At 45.4% G+C, this 12,237-nt stretch carries 10 protein-coding genes and 1 pseudogene; all 11 read left to right on the forward strand.

Translation table 11 applies throughout. The annotated features are described in order from the left end of the window. The coding region (locus L693_RS28570) for a helix-turn-helix transcriptional regulator (RefSeq protein ID WP_155983945.1) at positions 1-247 on the forward strand (247 nt) is incomplete at its 5' end. Positions 248-665: 418 nt separating this feature from the next. Then, the gene (locus L693_RS0125995) at positions 666-1,388 is read left to right on the forward strand and encodes a hypothetical protein (protein ID WP_049825282.1); all 723 of its coding nucleotides are present in this window, start codon (positions 666-668) and stop codon (positions 1,386-1,388) included. Then, entirely contained in the window at positions 1,376-2,800 is a 1,425-nt protein-coding gene (locus tag L693_RS0126000; protein WP_049825283.1) for a hypothetical protein, read from the forward strand. The genes L693_RS0125995 and L693_RS0126000 overlap by 13 nt, the downstream gene beginning before the upstream one ends. 15 nt (positions 2,801-2,815) lie before the next feature. After that, positions 2,816-3,244: a DUF4280 domain-containing protein gene (locus tag L693_RS0126005; protein WP_025721242.1), complete on the forward strand. Its 429-nt coding sequence runs from the start codon at positions 2,816-2,818 to the stop codon at positions 3,242-3,244. Positions 3,245-3,264: 20 nt separating this feature from the next. Beyond that, entirely contained in the window at positions 3,265-6,435 is a 3,171-nt protein-coding gene (locus L693_RS0126010) for a phage baseplate assembly protein V (RefSeq protein WP_025721243.1), read from the forward strand. A 9-nt stretch (positions 6,436-6,444) separates the two neighbouring features. Continuing rightward, a complete protein-coding gene (locus L693_RS0126015) occupies positions 6,445-6,855 on the forward strand; it encodes a hypothetical protein (RefSeq protein WP_049825284.1) in 411 nt (136 codons plus the stop codon). A 597-nt stretch (positions 6,856-7,452) separates the two neighbouring features. Beyond that, on the forward strand, positions 7,453-7,785 hold the full coding sequence (locus L693_RS0126020; protein ID WP_025721247.1) for an Imm8 family immunity protein: 333 nt from the start codon (positions 7,453-7,455) through the stop codon (positions 7,783-7,785). 343 nt (positions 7,786-8,128) lie between these two features. Next, positions 8,129-8,791 (forward strand): hypothetical protein, encoded by a 663-nt coding sequence (locus L693_RS0126025; protein WP_025721249.1) that lies wholly within the window; start codon positions 8,129-8,131, stop codon positions 8,789-8,791. Positions 8,792-8,803: 12 nt separating this feature from the next. Next, on the forward strand, positions 8,804-9,208 hold the full coding sequence (locus L693_RS0126030) for a hypothetical protein (protein ID WP_025721251.1): 405 nt from the start codon (positions 8,804-8,806) through the stop codon (positions 9,206-9,208). Positions 9,209-9,817: 609 nt separating this feature from the next. Then, positions 9,818-11,330: pseudogene (locus L693_RS0126040) on the forward strand (alpha-glucosidase/alpha-galactosidase). A gap of 149 nt (positions 11,331-11,479) precedes the next feature. Next, positions 11,480-12,124, forward strand: coding sequence for a nucleoside hydrolase (locus L693_RS0126045; RefSeq protein ID WP_025721252.1), 645 nt, complete (start codon positions 11,480-11,482; stop codon positions 12,122-12,124). The last annotated feature ends 113 nt before the right edge of the window (positions 12,125-12,237 follow it).

Below are 12,237 nucleotides of genomic sequence, written 5' to 3' on the forward strand. Positions count from 1 at the left end.
CCGTATTTTCAAGAAACATACCGGACAAACACTTACCGCTTATTTGACCATGCTGCGAATGGACAAGGCCCGGATGCTGCTTCAGCAAACGGACATTCCCATTCAGGAAATTGCCGATTACGTAGGTGTCGGCAGCAGGCAGTATTTTCATATGCTGTTCAAAAAGCATACAGGTAAGACGCCAGTCGAATACCGTTCTGCTGTGGAACGGCATGTATGGAACTATGCGGACGAGGAAGGAATATGAATAAAACATAATACTTGCTATATGTTCAGTCTTTGTGAGGAGCTTACCTGATAAAAAGGTAGGCTTTTTTAATTTCGAAAATGGGTACTTTGGATTCAGGTTCTAAAGAATCATTTTTTAGAGGTGAATGCTCTCAGATTATATTAAATTAAAGAGGTTCATAGGCAAATTAGTTTTATATCTATGCAAATGAAGTCGTATTTACGCAAGTATGGAAACGTAACCTTGGGTAAAAAAGGGTTTGACTGATGGTAAACATTTCATTTTTATGCATGAAAGTAGGTCCTATATCTTATTTGTTTTATAATAGTTATAAATTGACAATCGCAAGAGCGTTTCGTATGATACTTATAATGTAAGGCATAAATTGGAATTCAAATGGTACTTTAGATTCATTTATGTTAGAAAGTTCCCCGAAATGAATATCGAAATTGAACATATAAAGGAGCAATTATCGACGATGGGACATATGGATGAGCAAATTGCGGCCATGATCCATGCTGCACGGAAAGAACAACCGGATGCATCAGGTCTTCCGAAATCGGATTTACATCATGACATGGAGTCTGAGAGCAGCTTGGAATTGGAGAAGAGGGAAATGGAGCTTCATCCACTTATGATGCTGGACGGAAAACGAATCGCTTTTGCAGAACGTCCTTTGCTAAACGACAAAATTTCGATGTGGTTGCCTCGGACATTCACCGAGATGGGCGAGCGGGAGATTGAACTTAAATATCCTTCGAGTTATCGCCCACCGCTCATTTTGACCGATCCAACGGGGGAGATCAATTTTTCTTTTAACCTGACAGCAAGCGAACTGACGGATGAGGAGCTAGAGACGTTCATCAGCGAAATGGTTTACATTTTGCACCACACGCAAAAGCTGACGGAATGGTATGGGGACGGTATGTGTAAGGTGTACGGACAGAGGCTCGGATACTGTGAATATATGACTCCAGTTTTGAATGCGCGTTTGTATAATTTGAATTTTTTCACACCTCTGCGAGGACGCGCGCTTATAGGGTCGTTTAACTGTACGGAGGAGCATATGGACACATGGCGTCCGGTCGCTCAACGTATGATGAACACACTGAAAATCCTGCCCAGTGAGGCCAAAGGAGAAGAAACATGGAGCAAATAAGCACCACCTGTTCTAATCTGAAAATCACCCCATATCAGCTTATCAATGTACAGGAGCTATATCTGGTCAAGCGTCTAAATGACCATACCCGGTTGCGTTTTACCGCTATCGTGCCGGAGGAACTAAAAGACACTTATGTGGATATGACCAAATTTGACTCACCTGTCGGAATCTCGCAACTGGCAGAGGATGGCACGGAGGTTCCCTTGTTTAGCGGAACAGTGTTGGCGATTGAAGTGAAGGCGGTACGAGATGTGTATTACCTGGAGGTAGAGGCTGTGTCGCATACCTACAGGCTGGATGTACACCCCCAAAGTCGTTCTTTTCAGGACAAAAATATGAAGGTGGATGAACTGCTACGTCGTATTTCGCTTCTTTATCCTAGCTTGGACATCATGGATTCGGCCACCGGGGGAGCGTTGATCGGGCGGATGTGGGTGCAGTACCGCGAGACTGATTGGGCTTTTCTCAAGCGGCTGGCTTCCTATTACCATACCTCCCTTATGCCCGCGGCCATATTTGATACCCCAAAGTTCTATTTTGGCATTGAGGAAAGCGGAGCAGCCGTTCAACTGGACAATTATCATTACACGGTAAGCAAAAGAATCTCGGCATATCGCTACTTTGCAGGCAATGATGCAGCTTCAGTGAATGAGCAGGATTTTCTCGATTATACCGTTGAAACAGAGCAGGTGCTGGAACTGGGCAATGAAATTCAATTCCGTGGCAAAACGCTATATGTATACGAGGCACAAACTCGTATGACCCAGGGAGTGCTGCTGCACACATACACCTTGACGACACATAAGGGGCTGCGACAGAAAACGTATTATAACGAGCAGCTAACGGGTCTGTCTCTGGAGGGAAAAGTGATCGCTGTCGAACGTGATCGGGTTAAAGTGCATCTGGATATCGACCCGGAGCAGGATAAAAATAAAGCCCACTGGTTTCCATATGCTACAGGGTATAGCGCAGAGGGGCATAGCGGCTGGTACGTGATGCCTGAGCTGGGGGATAAAGTGCGTATTTATTTTCCGAACCAGCATGATGATGAGGGCATCGCCAGTAGCTCGGCCCGGCAGGATCGGGGGGATGGTGGTCACAATCATTTGAAGCATCCGGACGTAAAAATATTCCGAACGCCACATGGGAAGGAAATCCGTTTGACACCGGACGAGGTGGTAATCACCGGCAAGGATGGTGCTGTTTTCATCAAGCTGAATCAAGGTGACGGCATTCATATGGTGAGCAACAAAGATATTCATTTTTCGGCAGGCGGTAACATCCACATGGAGGCGGGGCAAAAGGTGACTATTTCCGCCGGTCAGGAAATCAACCTGTCCAGCCGTAGCAGCCATATTACACTCGGTGGTGACACATCGGTCGTTGGCAGCGAAGTCAAAACGAATTGACGGAGGAAGCAGACCATGGCAAAAGAAAAAGCATCCATGACCATTCAGGCCGGATCAGGTGCAAAGAAAGGATATGTGGTTGCAGGGGCTATTTTGAAATGCAACTACGGTACACAACCCACCCGGCTCAAGCGTCCGCTTAGCCACGGTGTTTACATCAAGGACAAGGCCCAGATGAATGTGGGGGATCACGAACCGGGAGTTCATATTTCTGGGTTCGGTAACTGTTTTAGCCCGGCCAATCCGGCGGTTCAAAATAGCCAGATGGTGGACATTTTTGGTGTGAAGAAGGCACCTTGTGTCCCGGTTATTCTTCAACCCTGGATTGGAGGCAAGCAGGATGTGCTCGTCGAGGGGAAGCCTGCCTTGCTGGAGCATTGTACCAATGCCTGCCTGTATTGCGGAGCAATCACGATTGAAAATGACGGGCAGAATCTGGATTGATAGTGGGGGTTTCTCATCAAATGGACAAGGTGCAGGAAACATCCGGTTACCGTCATGTGGAATTGCTAAGTAAAGTTCCGCTGCAAACCATGACAGACATTCGCATTGAGCGCAGATTGGGCGACCATGTGCGTTTGGTAGTGAGTGGCATCGTGCCGGAGGAAAAGCAGGAACGGTTTATGGAGTTGGAGAGTGAAGCCGAACCGATTGAAGTCATCGAAAAGGACAAGGATGGCCAGCGGTTGCGTACGTTGTTCCATGGACAAATGACGGGTATCACGCTGAAGCAGGTACACGGCATTCATTACGTACAGTTAGAGGCCATATCGCATACGATTCGACTCGATGTGAGGCCTGTGACCCGGTCTTTTCAAGATCATACCATGACGTATGGGCAACTGCTGAAGCAGATACTTGCTGGTTATGCGGGAGCAGATGTGATTGATACGGTCAGCGGGGATGCCCGACTGGGTGCTTTGATATTGCAGTACAGAGAGACAGACTGGGCATTTTTGAAAAGGATGGCTTCCAGATTTGGAGCCGTGCTTGTGCCGGAGGCTGCCGCAGATGCCCCCAAGTTCTGGTTTGGTATTCCCGAGGGACGACCCGGAACACTGGATGAAGTACCGTATCATTCAAGAAAAAGCTTTGTCGGAGCAGATGGAGCTTTTTCTGACGGGGATCGTTTGACATACGGAGCATCGTCGGTATACGAAGCCGAAGCAATCCTTGCCGGCTCGCTTCCAGGATCGAGGTATGGGAACGATGAAATAAATGATATTTGGAGTGATTCAAGCAGCAGCAGTGAACTGTCTGCTGTCCGTGTAGACGGCTTCATGAGTAGAACATTGCCCGGGAGAGCAGACCTGTGGCATAGACAGCCGGGGAATACGATAGGTGTGCGTGATAACGAAGCCAACAGCCCCTATGGTACATTCTATACTGTGGAGAGTGCACGATATTTTCGCCCGGGAGATGTGGTCTCTTTTCAAGGCAAGGAACTGCTCGTTGCGGATATCGTGTCCCGAATGGACCGGGGGTTGTTTTTACATACCTATACACTGGTTTCTGAAGATGAAATTCGGCAAAAGCCGATCTGGAACGGTTCAGTGAGGGGAGCCTCCCTAGAGGGTCGGGTACTGGAAGTTGAACGGGATCAGGTTCGTGTACATCTCACCATAGATGCTGTGCAGGAACGGGAAAAGGCATGCTGGTTCCCCTATGCAACAGGCTATAGTGCAGAGGGTCATAGCGGCTGGTATGTGATGCCCGAAAAAGGAGACATGGTGCAGGTACAGTTCCCGACCTTGCAGGAGTCGGATGGTTTTGCAGCCAGGTCTTTGAGGCGCAGTGGCAAGTCTGTACCCGAGTTGGGCAATCCGGACATTAAATACTGGGGCACTCCTCATGACAAGCTGGTTAAGCTAAGCGCGCAAGAGTTGCTGGTATCGGCTAAAACGAATAGCGTATATATTTCACTTGATGCGAAGGGAATACAGGTACACAGTGACCATGCGCTGTCAATTGCGGCCAAACGGGAGCTAACGATCCATGCGGAGGACACACTGGACATTACGGCAAACGAGGCCATTTATTTGCAAGCAGGCAGCAGCAGTGTGGTGATAGACGGAGAGACGGATATTCGTTCGTCGCGGGTGAAGCTGGATGGGATAATCAAGCGTCCGGTTTTCGTCGCTGATTTGGAGCCCGTGCCAGAACCGCCGCTGATGTCGATCAAGGCGTATCAGGCCGCCCATGCGCCGAAGAGTACTGGCGGGGCAGGGGGAGGTTCTCCGAGCGAACAGGGTTCGGGCAGCAGCAAGCCTGGGAAGGCAGGTGTTTCCCACGCTGCGTCTGCATCGCCCAAGGCAAACCTGCTGGGCGGTATGCTGAACGTAGCTCAGAAGGCGCTGAGCATCATCGGCACGATTCCCGTGTTGGGAACGCCCGCCCGGATGTCGAACAGCAAGCTCACTTCGATTCGCCGTGACGTCGCCAAGGGGGGGCCAACCCGTGCCTTGAAGTACGCGGCAGCAGGGTTATCCATGCTGGCAGGCGTGCCATCAGGAGGCTGGGCTGTGCTGGGCGGAAGGAATCTGGCGCGGGAAGCCGCAGCCTTTAACCGCCGGGTAGCCGCTTATAAAAAGAACGGCGTCGGACAACGCTACGCCGCCGCTTACAGAGGCAAAGTGTGGACGGCAGCCCGCAACGTCGCCAGTTCCAGATCATTAGGGGAGCTAGCGAAAAGTCTAGCCCATAATATGGATAAGCTGAACACGGAGTATCACAAAATTCCGCTTGAAGTAAGAGCGGGCTGGAAGCCCAAGAATACAGAACAGTCTCCAAGGCAACCTTGGGGAAAGATGAGTGTGCAGGAAAGGAAAGAGCCTACTGAAGAAGATAAAAAGAAATGGGGGATTCGTGGAACGTATGTTTATATAACAGTTAATGAGGACTACAGACCTGATATACCTGAAGGAAGCTATTGGGCAGCAGATCGAGTGGTGCGCAAAGCAAATGGCGATCCTGATATTAAGTATTATGAGGATTGGAAAAAAAGTTATCCTGGCGACTTTTTGATTTTATCGAATAAAGAGGGTATATCTCAAGAAGAGCAAAGGTGGATGTCATTATCTAACATGACGGAAGGTCCTTTTGTATTTGATGGACGAGGTGGAGGGCGTGGCCCGAGTGCAGAAGAATTTAAACAGTTTTTCTCACAGTCGAGCAAGAAACAAATAACTGAGGACATAATTTCGAATAGTGCCCCAGTGAAACAGCAATCGAAGAATATACTCGAACAAGAAGTTAAACTTGGGACTAAGGGTACGGATAAGATTGACGATTTTGCGAAAGAACCGTTCCTACCTGATGAGTACTATAAAAAAAATTACGCCCCTATGCAAGGAACTCCAGGGGCTAGAATTGATTTTAGCCGTCTAGGTTCAAGTGGACAGATAGAGAAATCCCGGGTAATTTATGACCAAGCAGGCAAGCAAAAGTATAGAATCGATTATTCTGACCATGGGAATTTTGCTCATCATACAAACCCACATATGCATGAATACGTTTATCAAGATGCAGGGAAAAATGTGAAATCAGAGATAAAGTATTTTATGGACTTTTCTACAGGCAGACTCAGACAAGGTGTAATTGATGAAGCAACAAATAGCATAAAATTTATTGATTAATGAGGGGAGATGTATTTTTTGGCTGCTATAAAAAATTACGATACTATAACTGCTAAGTTAAATACTCTTGGTTCTTGGACATATAAGGAAATAGTTGGAATTGATTACGATGTAGATATTGATTTTGAAGATAATTATACGACTGTACTTACTTTGTCTTTTTTCGTCTCGGTTATTGAGACAGGGCGACGATTTAAAATGAAAATAAGGTATGCTAATGTTTCCGACTTTAGTATAAGGAAAATAACGAATCTATATCTGACGAGGAGTTTAATAGTGCATGATAAAGAAGAATTAGGATGGGATACAAGTCAACGATACCATGTGCATGATGATAGTGGTTATGGTGAAAATGATGGGTATAACTTTATTGAGTTCTACTGCAGTTCCATTGAGGCAATTTCGTTAGAGGAGTTCTAATTTACTTACTCTTAAAGTTTTTTTTATGGGACTACCGAGTGCCGAGTGAACCCATCTTTCATTCAATAACATGTATAACTCATGAAACACCCGTATGAAGATTTTGTCATTATGGTGTACGCACATTAATGCTTTAATTTCGTAACCTAAATAATGCTATTTCGTTACACGAAGCAGGTTGATTATGTTTAGATACTACCATGATTGACCTGTTTTTTGTTATGCTCGCATTCTTACAGATTTTTGAAAATGTTACGCAACTGTAGAGTACGCCGCCATGATAGATAAGCCATTGTAACAAAAAGGCAGGATAGCCCGACCATTAATATTGTGAGGACTTATCTGCAAATTGTCCGAAACGAATGGGCTACTTGCCGCGATGGTTATAGTGAACGAACAATCTGGTGACGACCAGTTGACATAGAACAGGTAAGGATACGTTTCGGGCTAGCCGCCTTCCCTACTCTACAGCCGCCCGGTGGCGGCATAACAACACCAAAAGGAAGGTATTGCATATGAAGGCGAAGTACAACGACTTCTGGTTCGTTAAGAACAAAAACGTTCATATTGATATTTTGGATTAGGAGGGCACATTAAATGCTTGTTATAAAAGCTTTAACAAAAATATTTGAGGATTGGGGTGATGATATAGACGATTTTTATATTACTTACCATGTAGATATCGGTCCTAAAGAGATAAGTGGAGCATCAGACTTATTTTCTTTTGAACTAATTAGTCCCAAAAGGTTAGACAGGATGGTAGGTCAAGGTAGTATCATCATAGGACGTGGTCATATTATAACAAGTGACTTTAATGAAAAAAAACTTGAAGAAACATTAAGCCATATTATTAATAAGTGTTCAGATGATGATATTAATAAGGCAAACCATAATCTTTCTAAATACTTTCGTTGGGAGATGGATGAGTAGTTAAGAGTCTGAAAAATAGTTTGTGTAAACGGAGTTTACAATCCCATTAACAAGATCGTATAATACAACCAACAAACCAAACGCTAAACAATTCAAACACTTGAAACTTTTAAAAGCTCTTTCCAACTTGTTTTATGAGTAGGAATGAGCTTTTTTTACATGCCCAAAATCAAAAGAAGACGAAACGAATGGCAAAACGTGAAGATGTGTGTAGGAAAGGAAAGAGCCTACTGAGGAAGATAAAAAGAAATGGGGGATTCGTGGAACGTATGTTTATATAACAGTTAATGAGGACTACAGACCTGATATACCTGAAGGAAGCTATTGGGCAGCAGATCGAGTGGTGCGCAAAGCAAATGGCGATCCTGATATTAAGTATTATGAGGATTGGAAAAAAAGTTATCCTGGCGACTTTTTGATTTTATCGAATAAAGAGGGTATATCTCAAGAAGAGCAAAGGTGGATGTCATTATCTAACATGACGGAAGGTCCTTTTGTATTTGATGGACGAGGTGGAGGGCGTGGCCCGAGTGCAGAAGAATTTAAACAGTTTTTCTCACAGTCGAGCAAGAAACAAATAACTGAGGACATAATTTCGAATAGTGCCCCAGTGAAACAGCAATCGAAGAATATACTCGAACAAGAAGCTAAACTTGAGACTAAGGGGGCGTTAAAAGCTGGGGCAGGAAATCTTATAAAGGATAGCTCTAGCTATAAGGAATTAGCAAAAAACCATAGTGCAGAAGATTTAATCAGAAATTTAGAGGGCAATGGATGGACTAAAGTAGTCGATCCTCCACGAAGCGCAAAAAGTGGCGAAGCAATTAAATTTACTAACCCTAAAAATGGAGATGTGATACGAATTATGCCTAATCCAGCAGATGGAAAGCCATATTTTAAAGTTCAAAATAAGGGTGGGGGATGGCTTGATGAGTTTGGCAATTTCCCATCAAATGCTACGAAACAAGAACTGAGAGATTTGACTCATTTTTATTTTGAAAAGTAGAGGTGAAGTGTAATGATTATTGCAAATGGTTTTGACGAGATATACGAAACTCTAGATTTTACAGATAGCATAGTTGAGCGAATTAATTGGGAAAATGATTTACTAGACTTAGTTTTAACTGTTGATTATTACTTTGGCCAAGATGAAAGTAATTTATTGAAGATTAGATTTAAAGACTGCTTAAAAGCTGATTTTTTGCTGACAGATAACTTGTTAAATGTTCAAGAGGAGGAAAAGCACTCATACAGCATGAGTTGGTATACCATTCAAAATTACAGACTGGTTAAGGAAAGTGATTTCATAAAAAAATATAACAAATCAGATATAGTGCATATTGAAATTTATACCGTTGACCAAGAAGTACCATGGTTATCGGTTATTAGCAGGGGAGTAACAGTAGAGAAATTAAGTGAGTAGAACTTGTTCAATTTACTAATGGGTTTACGACCCCAACAACAAGATCGTACAATACAACCAACAAATCAAACGCTAAATAATTCACAAACACTTATAACTTTTAAAAGCTCTTTCCAACTTATTCCATGAGTAGGAATGAGCTTTTTTTGCATGCTCAAAACCAAAGGAGGACGTACCGATTTTAAGGTTAGAGAAGAGATTCAGAAGTTGTTAGACCGTACGGAACATTTGGATGTGGTAGCTGGTCAGTAGGATGGACTACCACGCCAACAAATACTGCAACTCATAGTTAGGTTAGAGCGAGGAGCATCTGAGTGCGAGCAGCTTGTGCAGTATAACCAGACAGTTCTGGTGCGGCAACAGCAGGAGTTTGAAGATGCAAAGTTAACGGCGATGATATATCTATTATAAGGCATGGTTTGAAATAGAGGAATGTAAAAAGACTAAGAGAAATGAGAGAAGTAGAAAAAACAAGCAGCAGATATAGGTATGAAAGTTAGAATTTTTGACACCTATATACGAATCTGGTCATGATTTTGATAACGCTTTCTACAGGCATATTGCTACAATGACGGTATATTACAATTCTAATCCCGGAGGTTGATTGCCGTGTCATTTAAAGTAGCTTTTATTGGAGCGGGAAGCATTGGTTTTACACGTGGCATTTTGCGAGATTTGTTATCGGCCGGAATTTAATGAGATCGAAGTGGCTTTTACGGACATAAGTCAGCACAATCTGGACATGGTCACTGAGCTGTGCCAGCGGGATATCCGGGAGAACGGTTTGTCCATACAAATACAGTCCTCTACGGATCGAAGGGTAGCTTTAAAGGATGCCAAATACGTCATTTGTACGATCCGGGTTGGCGGTCTGGAAGGCTTTGCGACCGATGTGGATATTCCGTTGAAATACGGCGTGGACCAATGCGTAGGAGATACGCTGTGTGCGGGAGGCATTATGTACGGGCAGCGGGGGATCGCTGAAATGCTGGACATTTGCAAGGACATCCGCGAGCTAAGTGCACCGGATGTGCTGTTGCTGAACTATTCGAACCCGATGGCGATGATTACGTGGGCCTGCAACAAGTACAGCGGTGTGCGTACGATTGGTCTATGTCATGGCGTCCAGCACGGACATCACCAAATTGCCGAGGTGTATGGTCTGGAGAAGCAGGATGTGGACATTGTGTGTGCCGGAATCAATCACCAGACATGGTACATCCAGGCATCCCATCAAGGCAAGGATCTGACGGCAGGACTGCTGGAGGCTTTTGAAAAGCATCCCGAATATAGCCGCACCGAAAAGGTACGGATCGACATGCTTCGCCGTTTTGGCTACTACAGCACAGAATCTAACGGTCATTTAAGTGAATATGTTCCCTGGTACCGGAAGCGTCCGGATGAAATTCTCGACTGGATTGATCTGGGCAGCTGGATCAATGGAGAAACAGGAGGCTATCTGCGCGTATGTACGGAAGGACGCAACTGGTTCGAGACGGATTTCCCCAACTGGATGAAAGAAGACCCAATGGAGTACAAAGCGGAGAATCGTGGTGAGGAGCACGGCTCATATATTATTGAAGGGTTAGAAACTGGACGTGTATACCGAGGGCATTTTAATGTCGTTAATAACGGAGTAATCTCCAATCTGCCGGACGATGCGATCATTGAAGCACCCGGATATGTGGATCGGAACGGCATTTCCATGCCGCATGTTGGCGAGCTTCCGCTTGGTCCTGCGGCCGTCTGCAATGTAAGTATTTCCGTCCAGCGTTTGGCTGTCGAAGCGGCAGTGTACGGGGATGATAAGCTGCTGCGTCAGGCGTTTATGATGGACCCGTTGGTGGGTGCGGTTTGTAACCCGAAAGAAATTTGGCAGATGGTCGATGAAATGCTGGTAGCGCAGGAAGCGTGGCTTCCACAGTATGGGGCAGCGATTGCCGAGGCACGTCAACGTCTGGCTGCGGGCGATCTGATCCCAACCCGTCCTTATGAGGGAGCAGCAAGGCTGAAGGTCAAAACAGTTGAGGAAATGCAGCTGGACCGGGAGGCGGCAAACAAAAATGCGGGCGAATCGGACAAAGGCAAGGAACGTGAAAAGGTGCAGCCCAGCAAGGCATAGCGGCTTGGTACAATCGCATTAGCGCTCACTGCATGTATGCATGATATTGACCCGTGAGGCTACACAACGATAACTATCCAACGATAAAAGGGTGTTTTCATGGCCATGAGGACCTGAAAATGCCCTTTTATTGTTAATAGATTTAACATTTGCATGGATCGCAGTTTGAAGTTTATTATTGTCGATTTGAGCAGACGGAAATTAAAGAAAATACCCTTATTTTTTCAGCTGTGGGACCGCTGACCAACCTTGCGATTGCACTGGATCGCTGTCCCGAATTGCCCACATCACTTGACGGCCTGATCATTATGGGTGGTGCGGTTACGGTGAGAGGGAATGTAACCGAGGCCGCTGAAGCGAATATATACGCCGATCCGGAAGCGGCAGCCTATGTGCTGGGTGCGGGCTTCCCGCTAACCCTTGTAGGACTGGACGTCACCATGCAGACGCTGCTTCCCCAGCAGGATGTAGACAAATGGCGTGAGCAAGGAACCGAGCTGGGCGCGTTTATGGCCAATATGACGGACTTTTACATGGAAGCCTATCGCAATTTCAGGCCTGGTATTGCAGGCTGTGCTTTGCATGATCCACTGGCTGTAGGATTAGCGATTGATTCCAGCTTTGTGAAGACGCGTCCAATGCGCATAGCCGTTGAGGTGGGGGATTCTCCCGAAGTCGGTCGCACCCGTGAAGTGCAAAACGAGAGCGGAGCTCAAGCGCTGACAACCGTTGATGTGGCAATAGAGGTGGATGCAGAGCGATTTTTGCGTCATTTTCTTAGCCGGGTGGTATAAACAAATAGTTCTAGGATTGCCGATGAAGCTGCATCGGCAATCTTTTGTGCATACATGTTTAAACGAATCATACATAGAGACAAGCATTCTCTATAGAACATTCGATATCATAT

Source organism: Paenibacillus sp. 1-18 (genome assembly GCF_000520755.1).
Taxonomy (GTDB): Bacteria; Bacillota; Bacilli; order Paenibacillales; family Paenibacillaceae; genus Paenibacillus; species Paenibacillus brasilensis.

What these genes read in the sequence shown, in the direction of transcription:
- L693_RS0125995 (WP_049825282.1), top strand. Translation starts at nt 666, where the DNA reads ATGAATATCGAAATTGAACATATAAAGGAGCAATTATCGACGATGGGA.
- L693_RS0126000 (WP_049825283.1), top strand. Translation starts at nt 1,376, where the DNA reads ATGGAGCAAATAAGCACCACCTGTTCTAATCTGAAAATCACCCCATAT.
- L693_RS0126005 (WP_025721242.1), top strand. Translation starts at nt 2,816, where the DNA reads ATGGCAAAAGAAAAAGCATCCATGACCATTCAGGCCGGATCAGGTGCA.
- L693_RS0126010 (WP_025721243.1), top strand. Translation starts at nt 3,265, where the DNA reads ATGGACAAGGTGCAGGAAACATCCGGTTACCGTCATGTGGAATTGCTA.
- L693_RS0126015 (WP_049825284.1), top strand. Translation starts at nt 6,445, where the DNA reads ATGTATTTTTTGGCTGCTATAAAAAATTACGATACTATAACTGCTAAG.
- L693_RS0126020 (WP_025721247.1), top strand. Translation starts at nt 7,453, where the DNA reads ATGCTTGTTATAAAAGCTTTAACAAAAATATTTGAGGATTGGGGTGAT.
- L693_RS0126030 (WP_025721251.1), top strand. Translation starts at nt 8,804, where the DNA reads ATGATTATTGCAAATGGTTTTGACGAGATATACGAAACTCTAGATTTT.